8 protein-coding genes are annotated in these 19531 nt (G+C 73.3%); 5 read left to right on the forward strand and 3 right to left on the reverse strand.

Features of this window, described 5'->3' with window-relative positions; all coding sequences use genetic code 11:
* Nucleotides 1–7 precede the first annotated feature (7 nt).
* The 5 genes from ACFYOY_RS09095 to ACFYOY_RS09115 all read left to right on the forward strand — a co-directional run bounded on the left by ACFYOY_RS09095 (nt 8) and on the right by ACFYOY_RS09115 (nt 16313).
* Nucleotides 8–220 (forward strand): DUF397 domain-containing protein, encoded by a 213-nt coding sequence (locus ACFYOY_RS09095; RefSeq protein WP_059143363.1) that lies wholly within the window; start codon nt 8–10, stop codon nt 218–220.
* 105 nt (nt 221–325) lie between these two features.
* Nucleotides 326–1141 (forward strand): SAM-dependent methyltransferase, encoded by an 816-nt coding sequence (locus ACFYOY_RS09100; protein ID WP_351897542.1) that lies wholly within the window; start codon nt 326–328, stop codon nt 1139–1141.
* A gap of 322 nt (nt 1142–1463) precedes the next feature.
* Nucleotides 1464–13721, forward strand: coding sequence for an amino acid adenylation domain-containing protein (locus ACFYOY_RS09105; RefSeq protein ID WP_388585748.1), 12258 nt, complete (start codon nt 1464–1466; stop codon nt 13719–13721).
* Nucleotides 13718–15733 carry a class I adenylate-forming enzyme family protein gene (locus ACFYOY_RS09110; protein WP_388585751.1) on the forward strand — a complete coding sequence of 672 codons (2016 nt, stop codon included), beginning with the start codon at nt 13718–13720 and terminating at the stop codon, nt 15731–15733. The genes ACFYOY_RS09105 and ACFYOY_RS09110 overlap by 4 nt, the downstream gene beginning before the upstream one ends.
* 1 nt (nt 15734) lies before the next feature.
* On the forward strand, nt 15735–16313 hold the full coding sequence (locus tag ACFYOY_RS09115; protein ID WP_351903131.1) for a cupin domain-containing protein: 579 nt from the start codon (nt 15735–15737) through the stop codon (nt 16311–16313).
* Between the two features lie 10 nt (nt 16314–16323).
* Here ACFYOY_RS09115 and ACFYOY_RS09120 read toward each other — a convergent pair whose 3' ends face one another.
* The 3 genes from ACFYOY_RS09120 to ACFYOY_RS09130 form a co-directional block, all read right to left on the reverse strand.
* Nucleotides 16324–17667, reverse strand: coding sequence for an MFS transporter (locus ACFYOY_RS09120; RefSeq protein ID WP_351903134.1), 1344 nt, complete (start codon nt 17665–17667; stop codon nt 16324–16326).
* A 35-nt stretch (nt 17668–17702) separates the two neighbouring features.
* Complete coding sequence (locus ACFYOY_RS09125; RefSeq protein WP_093466494.1) at nt 17703–18173, reverse strand: RpiB/LacA/LacB family sugar-phosphate isomerase; 471 nt, start codon at nt 18171–18173, stop codon at nt 17703–17705.
* A 129-nt stretch (nt 18174–18302) separates the two neighbouring features.
* A complete protein-coding gene (locus ACFYOY_RS09130; protein ID WP_351903138.1) occupies nt 18303–19337 on the reverse strand; it encodes a LacI family DNA-binding transcriptional regulator in 1035 nt (344 codons plus the stop codon).
* Between the last annotated feature and the right edge of the window lie 194 nt (nt 19338–19531).

Raw genomic sequence — 19531 nt, forward strand, 5'->3', positions numbered from 1 at the left:
CAGCGACATGCCCTCCCATGATCTCGGCACCAGGGGCTGGTCCAAGCCGTGGAGCGATGACGCCGGGGGCGCCTGCGTCGAAGCCAAGAAGCTGCACGACGGGCGGGTGGCGCTGCGTCAGTCGACCGACCCCGACGGCCCCGCGCTGGTTTTCACCACGAACGAGATGACCCGGTTTCTGGCAGGTGTGAAGGCGGGCGACGCCGACTTCCTCTGCTAGCGCCACGGCACCGCAACCTTCCCTGTCCGTGCGAGGCCGGCCCGGCCCCGCACGGACAGGGGGCCACACCGACAGCGAACTGACGATCCACTGGGAGGGGACGCCTTGAGCGACAACGGATGGTCGGCCGACCGCATCGACACCGAGAGCGCGCATTCGGCACGTATCTACGACTACATCCTCGGCGGTAAGGACTACTACCCGGCCGACAAGGAAGCGGGCATCGCCATGTCCCGGGAGTGGCCCGCCCTCCCGATCCATATGCGGGCCAACCGCGACTTCATGAACCGGGCCGTGCGCTATCTGGCCGAAGAGGCGGGGATCCGGCAGTTCCTCGACATCGGGACCGGCATCCCGACCTCGCCCAACCTCCATGAGATCGCCCAGGCGGTCGCCCCGGACTCCCGGGTCGTCTACGTGGACAACGACCCCATCGTCCTCACCCTCTCCCAGGGGCTGCTCGCCAGCACGCCCGAGGGCAGGACCGCCTACGTCGAGGCGGACATGTGCGAGCCCGCCTCCATCCTGGACGCCCCCGAGCTTCGCGAGACCCTCGACCTCGGCCGCCCGGTCGCCCTGACGGTCATCGCCATCGTGCACTTCGTCCTGGACAAGGACGACGCGTATGGAATCGTCAACCGCCTGCTGGAGCCGCTGCCCCCCGGAAGCTATCTGGCGATGTCCATCGGCACCGCCGACTTCGCGCCGGACGAGGTGGCCCGGGTCGCCCGCGAGTACGCGGCCCGCGACATGCCCATGCGGCTGCGCACCGAGGCCGAGGCCGAGCGGTTTTTCGACGGCCTCGAGTTGGTCGAGCCCGGCCTCACCCAGGTCCACAAGTGGCGCCCGGACGGCACCTCCACCGAAGCCATCAAGGACGAGGACATCGCCATGTACGGAGCGGTGGCCCGTAAGCCCTGAGGTCGTTCTTTCGGTTTCTTCCACTTCTTCCACGGGCCCGTCGGTGCGGGCGGCCGCGTCAGCGCGGCCCGGCACCGACGGGCCCGGCGCCGTGTCCGGGCCCGGGTGGACGTATCCCGGCTCCGATGTGGCCTGAACCGTACCCCAATCACATTGCCATCCCTTTGCTCTGCCTTTACCCGCCTGTTAGTCTCGGCGACCGGACAAGATCGGAGAACCGCCGACCGACCACCGTTCCCGAACCATCCGACGACCGACGCGATCGCCCTGTGAAGCCACTGCTACGTTGAGGTCGTCGCACGGCGACCGGGCGGGAAACACGATGGCCCTGGACGAAACCGGCACCGAACTCCCCGTTTCCGAGGCCCAGTCGGGCGTATGGCTGGCCGAGCGGTCCCGGCCCGACCTGTCCTCGCCCTATCTCTGGGGTGAGTACACCGACATCACCGGAGCGCTGGACACCGACGTCCTCGTGGCCGCCGTACGGCAGGCCGTGCGCGAGACCGAAGCGCTGCACGTCCGCTTCGTCGAGGCGCCGGACGGCCGGCCGGTCCAGCGCGTGACGAGCCCGCGCTCCATGTCCTTACCCGTGCGCGACCTGCGGCAGGAGGCCGATCCGCACGCGACGGCCCTCGGCTGGATGCGCAAGGAGCTGTCCCGGCCCATCGACCTGGCCGAAGGCGAGCTGTTCGACGGCGCCGTCCTGCGGATCGGCGACCAGCGGCATCTGCTGTTCCACCGGGTGCACCACATCGCCCTCGACGGCTTCGGCATGACCCTCTTCTCGCGGCGCGTCGCCGAGCTCTACGACAGCCTCCTGCGCGGCGGCCCGATACCCGGAAACGGCTGGAGCCCGCTGCGCGCCGCTCTCGAGGAGGACCGCGCCTACCACGCCTCGCCGCGGTGGGAAGCCGACCGGCGGTGGTGGCTCGGCCGTATGGAAGGGCGTCCGGAGTTCCTGAGCCTGGCCGAGCGCCCGGCCCCGGTGCCCGCGGGCTCGCTGCGGCGGACCAGCACCCTGCCCGAAGCGGAGTTCGCCCAACTGCGTTCGGCAGCACGGGAGATGGGGCAGCGCTGGTCGCGGCTGGTCGTCGCCGCGACCGCCGTCTTCGCCCACGCGATGACCGGCAGCCGTGATGTCGTGCTCAGCCTGCCGGTCACCGGACGGGTCAGCGAGCAGAGCCGTCGCGTGCCCGGCATGGCGGCGAATGTGCTGCCCCTGCGCCTGCGGGTCGACCCCGCGGCCCCCTTCGCGGACCTGGCGGCCCGGGCCGACGAGGAGATCGCCCTCGTCCAGCGGCACCAGCGCTACCGGGGTGAGCGACTGCGCCGCGATCTGGGCTACCCCGAGGACGGCCGCCGCTTCTTCGGGCCGGTGCTGAACATCCAGCGCTTCGCCTACGGCCTGCGATTCGGATCCGCCACCGCCACCGTGCACAACGTCCAGGCGCCGCCCTCGGAGGACCTGTCCCTGGTGGCGTACGACCGCGGCGACGGACCGCTCACCATCGACGCCGACGCCAACCCGGCCAACCACTCCCCGGAGCTGCTGCGCGAGGCAGGTGAAAGGTTCCTGCGGGTGCTGCGCCAGGCCGCCGCCCGCCCGGGCCGGACCCGCGTGGCGCGCTATGCCGTCACCTCGGCCGCCGAACGCGACCGGCTCCGCACCGCGGGCACCGGGCCGCGGCAGCGGACCACCGGCCCGGCGCGGACGGCCCTCGCGTGCTTCCAGGCCCATGTGGCCCGCGCCCCTGGGGCGTTCGCCGTGCGTTCCGCCGCGACCGGCGAGCGGCTCACCTACCGGGAGTTGGACGCCCGGGCGAACGCCGTCGCGGCCCTGCTGACCGCGGCGGGCGTCACCGCCGAGACACCGGTGGGCCTTCTCGTCGAGCGTTCGCCGGATCTCGTGGCCGCGGTGCTGGGCGTCGTCAAGGCGGGGGCCGCGTATCTGCCGCTGCACCGCGAGGACGGACGGGGCCGCCTGACCGCGATCGCCGCCGGTGCGGGGGCGCGGTTCCTGATCACCGACGCCACGACCCGGGACGACGACATCGCCGTATGGTTCCGCGCCAGGGGGCATCGCATCTTCGTCCTCGGCGATGAGCGACCCGCCCCGGAGCATGGCGCGGGGGGCGTGGCCCCGTGTCACAACCCGGGGACTGTGGCCCCGGATCACGGTGCGGGGGCTGTGCCCTGGGATCACCACCCGGCGGCCGTGCACCCGGAGCACCTCGCATGCGTGATGTTCACCTCGGGCTCGACCGGCGCCCCGAAGGGCGTCGCGATCACCCATGACAACCTCGTACGGCTCGCCGCCGACCGCTGGTGGACCGAGGGCGGCGCGGAGCGGGTGCTGCTGCACTCCCCGCACGCCTTCGACGCGCTCACCCTGGAACTGTGGGTGCCGTTGCTCACCGGTGGCGAGATCGTCATCGCGCCACCGGGCCGCTGGGACATCGGTGTCCTGCGTGACGTCATCGCCGCGCACCGCGTCACCGGCCTGTGGCTGACGGCGGGCCTGTTCGCGGCGGTCGCCGAGGAGGACCCCGGTTGCCTCGCCGGCGTCCGCCAGGTGTGGACCGGCGGCGACGTGGTCGCCCCCGAGGCCGTACGGCGCGTCCGCACCGCGCGTCCCGCCCCCGCCGTCATCAACGGCTACGGACCCACCGAGACCACCGTCTTCGCCACCCGGCATCCGGCGGACCACCTCCCGGCCGAGGCCACGTCGGTGCCGGTGGGAACCGCGCTCGACGGCACCCGGGTGCACCTCCTCGACGACGCGCTGCGCCCCGTCCCGCCCGGCGTCACCGGCGAGGTCCACCTCTCCGGGGCCGGGCTGGCGCGCGGTTACCTCGGCGCGCCGGCCCGCACCGCGGAGCGCTTCGTGGCCTGCCCGTCCGGCCCTCCCGGCACGCGTATGTACCGCACGGGAGACCTCGCCCGCTGGAACCCGGACGGAACCCTGGACTTCGTCGGCCGTGCCGACAGCCAGGTCAAACTGCGCGGCTATCGCGTCGAACCCGGCGAGATCGACGACGCGTTGTGCCGCCACCCTGCCGTGACGCGCGCCGCCACCGTGCTCCGCGAGGACCGGCCGGGCGAGCGCAGGCTGGTGTCGTACGTCGTCACCGGCCAGCGGGAAACCGTGCGGTCGGGAACCACGCGGTCGGGAACCGCGCACCCGCAAACCGTGCCCCCGGGCGTGGGTGTGGACGTTGATGCGGGCGTGGATGTGGAGGCAGATGCGGACGCGGACGCCGATGTGGACGTCGACGCCGACGTCGAAGCGCTGAAGCGCCACGCCGCCGACCACCTGCCCGCGTTCATGGTGCCCTCGGTGATCGTCCCGGTTGAACGGCTACCGCTCACCCGCAACGGCAAGCTGGACCGCGCCGCCCTGCCTGCCCCGCCCGCCCCACCGGCGGACCACGCGGCCACGGGCGGGCCCCGGACGCCCGCCGAGGAGATGCTCGCCGCGCTGTTCCGCGAGGTGCTGGGCGAGCCGGACATTCCGCCGGACAAGGGCTTCTTCGCACTGGGCGGCGACAGCATCCAGGCGATCCACCTGGTCAGCCGGGCCAGGCGGGCCGGTCTCCCGCTTACCTCCCAGGACGTCTTCCGCCACTCCACGGTCGCCGAACTGGCCGCGGCACTGACCGACCGGGCCCTGCCGCCCATCGTCCCGAGCGAGGGCGGCGCGGACCCGACGGTGGAGCCGACGCCGGTGATGCACTGGCTGCGTGAACGTGGCGGCCGTGTCACCGGGTTCGCGCAGTCGATGGCGCTGCGCACCCCCGCCGGGCTCGATGCGGCCAGGCTGCTCACCCTCCTCGAAGCGCTGCTCGACCGGCACGACATGCTGCGCCTCCGGCTGGTGGCGCGGGACTCCTCCTGGGAGCTGCGGACCGAGCCCCGTGGCCGGATCGCGCTGGTCCGGCACGACGTGGCCGGTGTGGACCGGCAGGCGCTGGAGGGCGCCGTACGGGAGCACGCCGCGCGGGCCGGAGAGCGGCTGGACCCCGTGGAGGGGCGCGTCGTGCACGCGGAGTGGTTCGATGCCGGAGCCGATCGGCCCGGCACTCTCGTTCTCACCGTGCACCACCTCGCTGTCGACGGGGTGTCGTGGCGGATCATGCTCGACGACCTGCGCGACGGCTGGCGCGCGCTGGCCGCCGGCCGGACCCCGGCACCGCAGGCGGTCGGCACGGCGTTCGGGAGGTGGAGCACGGCGCTGGCGGCGCATGCCCGGGACGGGTCGGTCCTGGCTGAACTCCCGTACTGGACCCAGGTCGCCAACGCGGTGAGCCACCTCCGGGCCGAGCCGCTGCCGGACCCGGCGCGGGACACCGAAGCCACGCGACGCCACCACATCCGCACCCTTCCGGCCGCGCTGACCGCGGCCCTGGCGGAGCGCGCCACCGCCGCGTTCGGCGCCTCGCTGAACGACCTGCTGCTGACCGCGTTCGTCCGGGCCGTCGCCGACTGGCGGGGCGCGGGGCAGACGGCCGTCGGCCTGGACCTGGAAGGCCACGGTCGGGAGGAGTTCGCCGCCGGTCTCGAGCTGTCGCGTACGGTCGGCTGGTTCACCACCATTCACCCGTTGCTGCTCGACGCGGGGGACGGGGACACGCCCTGGGACGTTGCCGTGGCCCGGGTCCGCGCGGCACTGCGCGACGTACCGGCCCATGGCCTCGGCTACGGCCTGCTGCGCCACCTCAATCCGGAAACCGCCACCCGGCTGGCCGCACCGGCGCCGCCCCCGATCGCCTTCAACTACCTCGGCCGCTTCGAGGCGGACGGCGAGCGGGACTGGAGCCCGGACGGGAGCGTCCTCGCGTCCAGCGCGTCGCCGGATCTGCCGCTGGCGCACGCCGTCGAACTCGACTCCGTCATCGTTGACCACCCCGAAGGCCCCCGGCTCACCGCCATGTGGTCCTGGGCCGGTCGCCTGCTGGACGACGCGCACATGGCGGACCTGGCGGGGCGCTGGTTCGACCACCTCGCGGCTCTGGCCACCGATGCGGACGAGCGAACCGCTGCGCCTGCGGTGGCCGAGCGAACCACGGTGGGCGAGCGAACCACGGTGGGCGAGCGCCTCGTGGCGTCCGCGGTAGACCGTGAGGGCGAGGCGTTGCCGCTGGCGCCCCTCGCCGAAGGGCTGCTGTTCCACTCCCTCTACGATCGCGACGAGGGGGACGAAAGCGTCGCCGACGGCGGCGCCGACCCCTATCTCGTCCAGTTCGTCTTCGAGCTGACCGGCGAACTCGACGCCACAGCGCTGCGCGAGGCCCTGCGTGCGCTGCTGCACCGGCATCCGAACCTGGCCGCCGGGTTCCGGCCGGACGCCGTCGGCAGGCCCGTGCAGGTGGTGCCGGAGCGGATCGACGTTCCGTGGCGGGAGGAGCGGGTGACATCTCCCGCGGAGGAGGCCGCCTTCCTCGACCGGGACCGGCGTCTGCGGTTCGACCTCGCCGACCCGCCCGCGCTGCGCGCCACTTACCTGCGGACCGCCGGGCGGCGGCACGTCTTCGTACTGACGGCCCATCACATCCTGCTGGACGGCTGGTCCTGGCCGATAGCGGTCCGGGAGCTCTTCACCCTCTACGCGGGCGGAACACCCCCGGCCGCCACGCCGTACCGCGCCTATCTGGACTGGCTCGCCACGCGCGATGCCGAGGCCGACGAGGGCGCGTGGCGCGGCGTCCTGTCCGGGCTGGACGGCCCCACCCTGGTCGGTGGGGAACGGGGCCGGGGCAGCGCCGACCACGGCCAGGCCGACGCCGAGCTGGATGCCGGAGTGACGGACGAGCTGCGGCGGGCGGCCCGTGCGCAGGGGCTGACCGTCAACACACTCGTACGGCTCGGCTGGGCGATGCTGCTGGGCGCCCACACCGGCCGTGACGACGTCGTCTTCGGCGCCACGGTCTCCGGCCGCCCGCCCGAGCTGCCCGGTGTGGAGAACATCGTCGGCCTGCTGATCAACACCATCCCGGTCCGGGTCCGCCTCGATCCTTCCCGAACCGTCGAGGAGACGCTGCGTGCGCTGCGGGATCAGCAGCTCGCCGTCGTCGAGCACCAGCACGCCGATCTCACCCGGCTCCAGCGCCTGGCCGGACACGGCGAACTCTTCGACAGCCTGGTTGTGTTCGAGAACTACCCCCTCGACGCCGATGTCCTGCGGGACGTGGCGCCCGGCATCGAGATCACCGGGCTGCGGGTGATGGACGGTACGCACTACCCGCTGTCGCTCATCGTCCTGCCCGGCGACGGAACGCGACTGGGCCTGCGGCTCGACCACCACACCGGGGTCCTCGACGCGGACGCCGCCCGGCGCCTGCTCGACCGGCTCGGCGCGCTGCTTCACCGTATCGCCGCCGCGCCCGGCGCCCGGCTCGCCGACATCGACCTCCTGCTGCCGCACGAGCGGCCGCCCCGGGCCCCGGCCGCCGAGCGGGCACCGGGCCCGACCCTGCCCGGGCTGTTCGAGGCGCGGGCCTCGCTACGTCCCGACGCTCCCGCACTGAGCGACGGCGACCGCACCCTCACCTACCGGCAGGTGAACGAACGGGCCAACCGCCTCGCGCGGGTGCTCGTGGCCCGCGGCGCGGGCCCGGACCGGCTCGTCGCCCTCGCCGTGCCACGCGGCGCCGACCTGGTGACCGCCGTCCTCGCCGTGCTCAAGTCCGGAGCGGGCTATCTGCCGCTGGACCCGGCCACCCCGCCCGAGCGCGTGCGACACGTACTGGGCGAGGCCCGCCCGCTCCTGGCCGTGACGACGGCCGAATCCGCCGCCGTACTGCCGCCCGGCCAGGACCGATTGCTGCTGGACGACCCGGAGACGGCCGCCGCCCTGACCACGGGCCCGGCCGGTGACCCCGGCCGGTGCACCGACCCGCACACCACCGCCTACGTCATCCACACCTCCGGCTCGACCGGCACGCCCAAGGGCGTCGTGGTCACGCACGACAACGTCGTACGGCTGCTGGAGACCACCGATGAGCGGTTCGGCTTCGGGCCGGACGATGTGCACGCCCTGTTCCACTCGTACGCCTTCGACGTGTCCGTGTGGGAGCTGTGGGCGGCCCTCGGCCGTGGCGGGCGGCTCGTCATCGTGCCGTACACGGTCAGCCGGTCGCCGCGCGAGATGTGGCGGCTGCTCGTCCGCGAACGGGTCACCGCTCTGTGTCAGACGCCGTCGGCCTTCTACCAACTCGCCCAGGCGGCAGCCGACATGGCGCGGGAGGCCGACGGCCCGCCCCGGCACGCGCTGCGCGTCGTGGTCTTCGCCGGAGAGGCGCTGGACCCACGCCGGATCCGCGACTGGTATCCCGGTGGCCCCCGCCCGCACGGCCGCCCCCGGCTGGTGAACATGTACGGCATCACCGAGACCACCGTGCACTCCACGTACGCCGAGCTGACCGACCCGGCCGACACCCGCAGCGCCATCGGCGAACCGCTCGCCGACCTGCGTCTGCACCTGCTCGACCATGCGCTACGGCCCGTGCCGCCCGGCTGCCCTGGCGAGATCTACCTCTCCGGCCCCGGTGTGACCCGAGGCTACCTGGGACGGCCGGCCCTGACCGCGACCCGTTTCGTGGCCGACCCCTTCGGCCCGCCCGGCGCCCGGATGTACCGCTCGGGAGACCTGGCGCGCCGGTGGCAGGACGGCACCCTGGAGTACCTTGGCCGCACCGACCAGCAGGTGAAGGTGCGCGGTTTCCGGATCGAACCGGGCGAGATCGAGGCCGTCCTGGAGCGCCACCCCGATGTCGTGCGGGCCGCGGTCATCGCCCAGGACGCCCAGGACGACGGTGGGGGCAACGGCGCGGGTGGCGTACGGCTCGTGGCGTACGCCGTCCCCGCGACGACGGACACCCGCCTCGACCCCGCCGCCCTGCGCCGCCACGCCGCCGACCACCTGCCCGGACACATGGTGCCCGGCTTCGTGGTGCCCATCGCCCGGCTGCCGCTGACCCGCAACGGCAAGCTCGACCGGCGCGCCCTGCCCGCACCCACCGAGGGGCTGCGGACCGGGGCCGGACGGGCGCCCGCCACCGAGCTGGAGCGGTTCCTGTGCCGCGCCTTCGCCGAAACGCTCGGCGTGCCCGAAGCCTGCGTGGACGACGACTTCTTCGACCTCGGCGGCCACTCGCTGCTCGCCACCCAGCTGATCAACAAGATCCGTGCGGGCCTCGGCATCGACCTCGCCATCCGCACGCTGTTCGACGCGCCCACCGTGGCCGCGCTCGCCCCGCGCGTCATCGCGCGGCGCGAGCCCCGCCGGGCGTCGGCCGGACGTCCGGCGGGGCGCCCGCCGTTGCGCCCCGGGCTGCGGCCGGACCGTGTCCCGCTGTCGTTCGCCCAGCGCCGCCTGTGGTTCCTCCACCACTTCGAGGAGGCCGGTCCGACGTACCACATGCCCTTCGCCTTCACGCTCGACGGCCCGCTGGACACCGAGGCGCTGCGCGCCGCGCTCATGGACGTCCTGACGCGCCACGAGATCCTGCGCACCGTGGTGGAGGTCCACGACGGCGAGCCCTGGCAGCGCCTCACCACCCCCGTCGAGCCACCCTTCGTGACGGTGTCGCTGGACGAGGCGGGCGGGTACGGCGCCGATGAAGCGCGCCTCGTCGAGCGGCTTGCCGCCGACGCCGCCCGCCCCTTCGACCTGGCCACGGAACTGCCCCTGCGGGCAACGCTGTACGTGCTGGGCCCCGACCGGCACGCCCTGCTTCTGCTGCCCCACCACATCGCCGCCGACGGCTGGTCGCTGACCCCGCTCACCCGCGACCTGTCGGCCGCCTACCGGGCCAGGGCCACCGGCACCGCGCCCCGGTGGGAGCCGCTGCCCGCGCAGTACACGGACTTCGCCCTCTGGCAGCGGGAGTTGCCCACCGACGCCGCCGCCGCGTACTGGACGCGCGCCCTGAGCGGCATTCCGCAGGTGCTGCCGCTGCCCGCCGACCACCCGCGCCCGCCGACCATCTCGCACCGCGGCGGCACCGTCGAGTTGACTCTGGACGCCGAACTGCACCGTGGGCTCACCGCCCTCGCCCGCGAACACGAGGCGAGCATGTTCATGGTGCTGCACGCCGCGCTCGCCGCCCTGCTGTCCGGGCTCGGCGCGGGCGAGGACATCCCGATCGGCACGGCGGTCGGGGGCCGCCACGACGCGGCACTGCACGACACCATCGGCTGCTTCGTCAACACGCTGGTCCTGCGCACCGACCTGTCGGGGACCCCCTCCTTCGCCGCGTTGCTGCGCCGGGTGCGCGCGGCCGATCTGGACGCTTTCGATCACCAGGAGCTGCCGTTCGAGCGGCTGGTGAAGCTCCTCAATCCGCCGCGGTCCACCGCGCACCACCCCGTCTTCCAGGTGATGCTGGCCTTCCAGGACACCGGGAGCGCCGACATCGACCTGCCGGGGATCACCACGCGACAGGTACCGGTGCACGGCGACCGGGCCCGCCTGGACCTGCTGTGGAGCCTGCGGCAGGAGTACGACGGGACCGGCGCGCCCGCGGGCGTGACCGGGGTGCTGGAGTACAACGCCGACCTGTTCACCCGGGGAACGGCGGACGCGCTGAACGAGCGGCTGGCCCGGCTGCTCCGCGCCGCCGTGGCCGACCCCGGCCGGGCCGTCGCGGACCTGCCCCTGCTCACGGAGGACGAGGAACGACGGACCCTCACCACTTGGAACGACACCACCTGGAGCGACACCACTTGGAACGACACCGCGCACGAGGCGGCCGGGGCGGCGGGCGTGGTCGAGCTGTTCGCGGCCCAGGCCCGCCGCACCCCGAACGCGCCCGCCGTGATCGGGGCCACGGAGACCTTGGACTTCCGGCAGCTCTCCGAACGGGTCGCGGACCTCGCCCGGACGCTTGAGGACCGGGGCGCGGGCCCCGGCCGGTTGGTCGCCGTCGGGCTGCCGCGCGGCACCGGCCTGATCACCGCGTGCCTGGCCGTGCTGGCCTCCGGTGCCGCCTATCTGCCCTTCGACCCCGACCTGCCGCCCGAACGGATCGACGCCCTGCTCGCCGACGCCCGCCCCGCACTCGTTCTGTGCGCGGCGGACAGGGGAGCCGTGGGCACTGGCGTGGCGGCCACCGACACTCCGGACACCGAGGCCCCGGCCACCGGCGGTGCGGGCGTGGGCGCCGTGGACATCGACCCCCCGGGCACCGATGCCGCGGGCGCTGCCCCTGCGGCCAACGGCGTTGCGGCCGCCACCCGCGGCCCGGCCACCACCCGCGCCCCGAAACCCACCGGCGAGCCCTGGGCCCTCACCGCCGGGCCGGTCACGCCATCCGGCCCCGCCCGGCTGCCCGCCGACGCCGCCTACGCGATCCACACCTCCGGCTCCACCGGCCGCCCCAAAGCCGTCGTCGTCCCGCGCCCGGCGCTGACCAACCTGCTGGCCACGATGCGCGAACGACTCGGTGTCCGCGCCGGCGACCGCGTCCTGGCGGCCGCCCCGGCCGGCTTCGACATGTCGGTGCCCGAGCTGTTCCTCGGCCCCGTCACCGGCGCCGCCACGGTGGTCGCCGACGCCGCGACGCTCCGCGACCCGGACGCCCTGCTCGCCTTCCTGGCCCGGCACCGCGTCACGGTCATGCAGGCCACCCCCTCGCGCTGGCAGACCCTGGCGGCCCGGCGGCCCGCCGCGCTGCACGGCATGCGCGCGGTGATCGGCGGCGAGTCCGTCCCCGGCCCGCTCGCCGAGACGCTCACCGGCCTCGGCTGCCGTCTGCTCGCCTGCTACGGTCCCACCGAGACCACCGTCTGGTCCGCCTGCCACCCCGTCACCGGCCCCCAGGAGCCCGGTGTCCCCTTGGGCCGCCCCGTCGCCAACACCCTCGCGTACGTTCTCAACCACCGGCTGCGGCCCGTGCCGCCCGGTGCCATCGGTGAGCTGTACCTGGCCGGGGCGGGCGTCGCCCACGGCTATCTGCACCGTCCGTCGCTCACCGCGTGGCGCTTCGTCGCCGACCCCTTCGGCCCGCCCGGCACCCGTATGTACCGCACCGGCGACCTGGCCTCCTGGCGGGCCGACGGCACCCTGCGCTTCCACGGCCGCGACGACGACCAGATCAAACTGCGCGGCCACCGCATCGAACTCGGTGAGATCGAGGCCGCGTTGACCGCGCACCCCCACGTGCGGGCCGCCACCGCGGCGGTGCGGGACCTGGGACCCGACGACCGCCGACTGGTCGGCTACATCGTGCCCCAATCCGCCGACGCCGGCCTCGCCGGGGCCGATCCCGCCGGGGCCGACCTCGACCTCGACTCCGTACGCGACCACCTGGCCGCGCGGCTGCCCGGCTACATGCTGCCCGCCCGGCTCCACCCCCTCGACCGCCTTCCGCTCACCCGGAACGGCAAGGTGGACCGGCGCGCGCTGCCCGAGCCCGAATGGGGCCGCGGCACCTGCGGCCGGGCGCCGGGCACGCTGCGGGAGGAGGCGCTGTGCCGACTGTTCGCCGAGGTGCTCGGCCTGCCCCGGATCGGGGCCACGGACAGCTTCTTCGAACTGGGCGGGCACTCGCTGAGCGCCACCCGGCTCGCCTCCCGGATCCACGAGGTGCTCGGCCTGCGGCCCACCATCCGTGACCTGTTCGAAGCGACCACCCCGGCCGCTCTTGCCGCACGTCTCGACGACGGCACGCCCACGGCCCGGGGCCACCTCATGGCGTACCGCGCCGGCGGCGAAGCGGCGCCGGTGTTCTGTGTGCACCCCCTGAGCGGCCTCGGCTGGCTGTACGCCGGGCTGCTGCACCACGTCGACCGCGCGCATCCGCTCTACGCCCTCCGGGGCGAGGGCCCCGGCGGCATCCGCCAACTGCCCTCCAGCGTCGCGGAGATGGCCGAGGTCTACGTCAACGAACTGCGGTCGGTGCGCCCGCACGGCCCGTACCACCTGATCGGCTGGTCCTTCGGCGGTCTCGTCGCCCACGCCATGGCAGTACGGCTGCGGGAGCTGGGCGTCGAGCCAGGGCTGGTCTGCGTCGTCGACACCCTGCCGCCGCGCCCCGGCGACGGACCCGGCGAAGCACCCGGCGACGGGCCCGGGGAACGCATCGACGAGGAGCGGATCCACCGCATCCTGCTGACCGCGGCCGGATACGACGACCGGCGATTCCCGCCCGGGGAAACGGACTTCGCCACGGTCAGCGCCGCGCTCCGGGCCGAGGGCAGTGTGCTCGCCACTCTCACCGAGGAGGACATCGGCCGCGTCGTCGCGGTCTCCAAGAACAACGCCCGGCTCCTGCGGGGCTACCGGCCACCCGTCCTGGACGGCGATGCCGTCCACGTGGCGGGCGCCGGAAACCGCCCGTCGCTGCGAAAGGCGTGGCGTCCGCTGGTCACCGGCGCGCTCACCGTCCACGAAGTCGACTGCGACCACGAACGGATCATGCAGCCCCAGCACATCGGCGATTTCGGCCGGATCCTCGCCGACGAACTGCGCCGAGTGGAAGCGCAGCGCCGAGCCGAGGGGCCGCGACCCGTCCAAGAGCCGCGCCGAGCCGAGAGGGCGCGACGATACGGGCCCACCGCCCCAGGGACGGAGAATCCATGACATCTGTGGCGCACCGAGACCCGCTGGACACCACGGAGCTGGCACGGCGTTTCCGAGCACCGCTGCACGGCCTGGAGGAGTTGCCGGCCGGCGCCCGCGTCGTCATCCGGCTCCCGCACGGCGAACCACTGGCCGGGGCCCTCCTCACCTGCTTCGACCTGGGGCTGGTGGCTGTACCGCGCCACCCGCGCAGCTCGGATGCGGAACTGGCCGACACCGTACGGCGCGTGGACGCCTCGGCCGTCATCGACGCACCCCGCGACCGCGCACAGGCGGTCCGCTCGCGGATCCTCCCCGGGGCCCCGGCCGACCCCGGGGGAGCGGGCCTGGCGTTCATCATGTTCACCTCCGGATCCACCGGCACCCCCAAGGGCGTGATGCTCAGCCGCCGCGCCGTCCTCGGCAACGCCACCAAGACGGCGTGGCTGCACCACTTCGCACCCGGCCGTCCGCACGGCACCTGCCTGCCGCTGTACCACTGCAACGCGCTCGTCATGTCGCTCATCGGCGCCCACATCACGCACACCCCGCTGGTCCTGCACACCGCCTTCGATCCGGAAGGCTATCTGCGCGATCTGGCGGCGGGCGGCGCCCGCACCGCCTCGATCGTTCCCGCCCTGCTGACCGAGCTGGTGGAGGCAGGCCCCGCCTGGCCGGAATGCCTGGACTACCTGATCACCGCGGCCGCCCCGCTCACCGGCGACCTCGCCCGGCGCTTCCACCGGCGCTACGGGCCACGGCTCCGCCAGGGATACGGGCTCACCGAAGCGGTCAACTTCAGTTTCACCATGCCCGTGTTGAGCGGGGAGGCCTTCATGGCGCAGTACCTCGACCGCTTCCCGCCGGTCGGACTCCCGCTGCCCGGCACGGAGGTACGGCTCGCCTCCGGCGAGGTGTGGATCAGAACACCGGACATGATGGACGGCTACTGGCGCGACCCGGGCGGCACCGCCGAGACGCTCACCCCCGACGGCTGGTTGCGCACCGGCGACCTCGGAGAGTTCCGCGACGGACTGCTCGTGCTCAGGGGTCGCGCCAAGGAGCGCATCGACCGTGGTGGCGAGAAGCACTATCCGCTGGACGTGGAGCGGATGTGGCACGACGCGGGCCTGCGCGGCCGGTTCGCCGCTGTCCCGGTGGCCGAGACCACGCTCGGTCATGAGGTCGGCCTCGTCACCGACGAGCCTCCCGCCACCACCCTCGACGCGGTGCGGACCGTGTGCGAGCAGGCCGCCGTACGCCCCGCCGCGGTCCGGTGGGGCGGCTTCCTGGCCACCGCCACCGGCAAGCCTCAGCGCACCGCGATGGGCCGCACCCTGGCCGTACGGCGGATCTCCGCCGTCCGCTACGAACGACTGCTGCGCTACGCCGCCGCCACCGCCCGGACCCTGCTCGCCACCAGTCCGACGGAGGACGCGTCCTCGCGGGACCTGGACCGTGACCCGCACCGTGACCCGCACCGCGCACTGCGCGCGATCGCGCCGTACGTCGCCGATGAACCGGCCCCCACCGGAGACGAGCCGGCCTTCGCGGCGTTCGACTTCCTGCGCGCACACGTGCGCGAGAACGGGATCCGGACGCCCCTGCCGGCGGCGGAGAAGGCGCGGTGGCGTGCGTATCTGCGGTCCCAGTGGCCCCTCTCGGAATACACCGAACTCGCCCTCCAGGTCGCGGGGTTCGCGGACCACCCCGTCACCGAGGGCGGCGTACCCGCCGCGCCCGGGCCGGTGGCGTTCGGCGCATGGTGGGAGTCCGAGGACGGCACACTGCGACTGCTGGCCCATGCCCCCGCCACCCCCACCCATGCCCCCGCCACTGCCGACGGCACGCCGTGGGCGCTCGACTACCTGTGGCGCCGTCTCGCGGACGACCACGGGACGGTCCGTACCGACCGCTGGACGTGGGTGCGGCGGCCGCGCCCCGGCCGCCAGGCCACGGTGGGCTTTTCCGTTCTGCGCGCCGGCCGCCATGACCTGGGCGGCGTCGTTTGGGATTCACAACCGAGGGAGTGACATGCCGGAACAGGACACCGGGCCCGCGCTGAAGATCGCGACCTGGGCCACGAGGACGGTACGCCACCAGCACACCGGACTGCATGTGGAGCATGCTCCGCTGCCCGTGCCGGTCCACGGCACGGCGTCGGCCAGCGGGCGCGAACTGGTGACCAACGGGGACATCGGCGCCGATCTGATCCGACTGCCCGCGGGCGCCGGGTTCGTCCCGCACACCCATCCCGGCCACCACGTCCTGACCGTGGTGGCCGGCATCGGGACCATCACCTACGACGGCCGCATCCACGAAACCCATGCCGGGCAGACCTTCCTGATCGAAGGTGACATCCCGCACGCGGTCGGCGCGATCACCGACCATCTGATCCTCGCTGTCGGCTCGCCGCACAAGCGGATCGGCGCGGACGACCGGATGACCCCGGTGGCGTACGAGGAAGTGGTCGCCGACGACGGCGAACTGACCTGCCTGATCTGCCACCGTACGGCCGGTCCGCCGCGTTACCTGCACACCACCGGCTGCCCGCACTGTCCCTGCCGGAGGTGTGCGGGCATGCCGGGTCAGGGCCTGGAGCGCTGTCCGTGAGGGCCGCCGCTCAGTGGGAGGGATGCCGCTCCCGGTCGGCCACGCGGCGCGGCGGATCGGCCGGGAGGGCCGTGCGCTGCCCGGGACCCCAGGTCTCGCGGGTGGACAGCACTCCGACGAGTCCCACCAGCGCGATGCACACATAGAGCCCGGCCGGACCCACCCAGTCGAAGGACTCCGCGAGCAGAACGGCGAGGAACGGCGCGAAACCGGCCACCGACGCCGCCGTCTGATAGCCCAGTGAGGCCCCGGACGTGCGGGTGGCGGTATTGAACAGCTCGGCGAACCACGCCGCTTGAGTGCCCGTCAGTGCGGCGTGGATCACTCCGATGCCGATCAGGAAGATCAGCACGATGAGTACGGGTGTCCCGGAGTTGGCCATCAGGAACATCGGGAAGCCGAAGACGGCGGCCAGCACACAGGCCACGAGGTAGACCGTGCGGCGGCCCACGCGGTCCGTGAGCGCACCGGAGAGCACGGTGGTGGCGGTGGCGAGCAGACTGGCGGTGACCACACCGGCCAGTGCCACGCCACGGTCGCCGGAGTCGCGGTCGGTGATGTAGGACAGGAGATAGGTGGCGGTCAGGTAGTAGGCGCAGGACTCCACGACGCGCAGGGCGATGATGCGCAGGATGTTGCGCCAGTCCTCGCGCACCACACTGAGCAGCGGGTTGCGGACGGTGGTGCCCTTCGCCCTGGCGGCCTCGAACTCCGGGGACTCGGTGAGCTTCATCCGGATGACCACTCCGGCCACGATCAGCAGGGCGCTGGCCAGGAAGGGCAGCCGCCAGGCCCAGTCGGAGTCGAGGGTGGAGGAGAGCAGGAAGGCGATGTTGGCGAGCGCGATGCCCAGCGGGTTGCCGGCCTGCGGTATCGCCGAGTACAGGCCGCGGCGGGTGCGGGGCGCGTGTTCGTACGTCATCATCACGGCGCTGCCCCATTCGGCGCCGAACGCCAGCCCCTGAATACAGCGGATGACCACCAGCAGCACGGGCGCGAACACCCCGACCTGCTGATAGGTGGGCAGCATACCGATCAGGACGGTGGCGATGCCCATCGTCAGCAGGGCCGCGACCAGGACCGGTTTGCGCCCGTGGCGGTCGCCGAGGTAGCCGCCGATGGCCCCGCCGATCGGGCGCATCAGAAAGCCGACGCCGAGGGTGACGAAGGCCAGCAGGGTGCCGACCACCGGGTCCGAGTTGGGGAAGAAGGCGTCGCCGAAGTACAGGGCGGACGCGGTGCCGTAGGCGACGAAGTCGTAGTTCTCCACGCAGGTGCCGACGGCGGACGCGAGGGCCGTGCGGACGCGTCCACGCGTGAGTGGCGGGGTCGGGGGTGAGGCAGGAGCGCTCATACCGGTCTCCTTCGTTCGGAGGTGTGCCAGAGAAGTCAGATGTGGTCGGCGAGTTCGCGGGCCGAGCGCAGTTCCAGGTCGCGGAGCTTCGCCACGCGGCGCACCGTGTCGGCGTCGTCGTCGAACGTCGCGGCCAAGAACGCCTCCAGGACCTCCGTGGCCATGGCCGGTCCGATCAGCCACGCACCCATGGCGAGCGCGTTGGCGTCGTCGTGCTCGACGGCCTGGTGGGCGGAGTACACGTCATGTCCGAGACCGCATCGAATGCCCGCGATCTTGTTGGCGGCCATCAGGGCGCCGGCGCCCGTCCCGCACACCAGCACGGCGCGGTCGGCTTCGCCGCGGCGTACGGCGTCGCAGGTGGCGAAGGTGATGTCGGGGAAGTCGACGGGGGTTTCGGTGTCGGGGCCGAAGTCGGCCACCTCGTGTCCCAGACGTCGCAGCACCTGGCGGACGTGTTCCTTGAGCGCCAGGCCCGCGTGGTCGTTGCCGAGTGCGATGCGCATGGTCAGCCTTTCGTCGTGCCTCGGGCAGGTGAGGGTGGTCCGCGAAGCCGCGCCGAGGCGGCGGGGCCGCACGGTGGGCGGCTCCGCGGAGTGGGTGTTCGGGATGTGGGCGTGGGTGGGTTGGGGCCGTCAGACGGACGGGTGGACGGCGGCGGTGCGCGTCGTCCGCGCCGACGATGACCGGCGCGGGATCAGCCGCATCGGCAGGACGACCGACTCGGCCGTGCCGCCGTCGATGACATCGAGCAGGAGCCGCATCGCGGTCGCCCCTAAGGCGCGGGCGTCGTGGGCCACCACGGTGAGCGGGGGATCGAGTTCGGCGAACCACTCGATGTCGTCGAAGGCGACCAGCGCCAGATCCTCGCCGATCCGCAGACCGCGTCGGCGCACCTCGGCCACCGCGCCGACCGCCATCAGACTGTCGGCGGCGAGCAACGCGGTCGGCGGCCGGTGGTGCGCGAGGAGTTTCGCGGCCGCCGTGCCACCGCTCGCCCGGCGGAAGTCGCCCGCCGTGATCAGCGCGGGGTCGTCGTCCAGATGGTGGCGGGCGATCGACTCCAGAAACGCGCTCAGACGCGCCCGCCCGGTGGACACGGACGGCGGTCCGCCGATGTATCCGATGCGGGTGTGGCCCTGTTCGGCGAGATGTGCGACGGCGAGCTCGACACCCTGTGCGTTGTCGGCGGTCACGCTGGGCACATCGAACCCGTCGACGGTGCGGTCCACGAAGACCAGCGGCACCCGCGCCTGTTCCAGAGCGCGCAGGTCACCGCGGCCCTCTCCTTGAGGGGCGATGATGATGCCGTCCACCCGCTGGGTGAGGAACACATCCAGGTAGGTGTCCTGCTGTGCGGTGTCCTCATTGGCGTTGGCCAGCAGCGTGACGTACGACGAGGCGAGCGCGGTCTGTTCGGCGCCGTGGGCGATGTCCGCGAAGAACGGGTTGCGTACGTCGGAGACAAGGAGCCCCACCGCATGGCTGCGCGCCGAACGCAGCGCCTGCGCCCGGGCGTTCATCCGATAGCCGAGCTCGGTGGCCGCCGCCCGCACACGTTCGCGGGCCGCGGGTGAGGTGGCCGAGTGGCCGGAGAGCACCCGCGACGCGGTCCCCACGGAGACACCGGCGCGCGCTGCGACGTCCTTGAGGGTAACGGTGGCGTCCACATGCGGCCTTTCACTGTGTCGGGCTCGTGTGGGTGCGGCGAAGCGGCCGCCCTGGTGGTGAGGTTGGGGGAGGGTCAGGGACGGCGAGCCTCGGAACGAATCCCACTGGAACCGATTCCATGGAATCGATTCCAGTGGGATCTTGGTGGACGCGCCGACCCGCGTCAAGGGGCATGACAAGGCTCGTTCGGCTG

It is taken from the genome of Streptomyces sp. NPDC007875, from assembly GCF_042868035.1.
In the GTDB taxonomy this organism is placed as follows: Bacteria; Actinomycetota; Actinomycetes; order Streptomycetales; family Streptomycetaceae; genus Streptomyces; species Streptomyces antimycoticus.

Excerpts from the sequence above, each read along its gene's own strand:
- ACFYOY_RS09095 (WP_059143363.1), top strand. The coding sequence starts at position 8 with ATGCCCTCCCATGATCTCGGCACCAGGGGCTGGTCCAAGCCGTGGAGC.
- ACFYOY_RS09110 (WP_388585751.1), top strand. The coding sequence starts at position 13,718 with ATGACATCTGTGGCGCACCGAGACCCGCTGGACACCACGGAGCTGGCA.
- ACFYOY_RS09125 (WP_093466494.1), bottom strand. The coding sequence starts at position 18,173 with ATGCGCATCGCACTCGGCAACGACCACGCGGGCCTGGCGCTCAAGGAA.
- ACFYOY_RS09115 (WP_351903131.1), top strand. The coding sequence starts at position 15,735 with ATGCCGGAACAGGACACCGGGCCCGCGCTGAAGATCGCGACCTGGGCC.
- ACFYOY_RS09105 (WP_388585748.1), top strand. The coding sequence starts at position 1,464 with ATGGCCCTGGACGAAACCGGCACCGAACTCCCCGTTTCCGAGGCCCAG.
- ACFYOY_RS09120 (WP_351903134.1), bottom strand. The coding sequence starts at position 17,667 with ATGAGCGCTCCTGCCTCACCCCCGACCCCGCCACTCACGCGTGGACGC.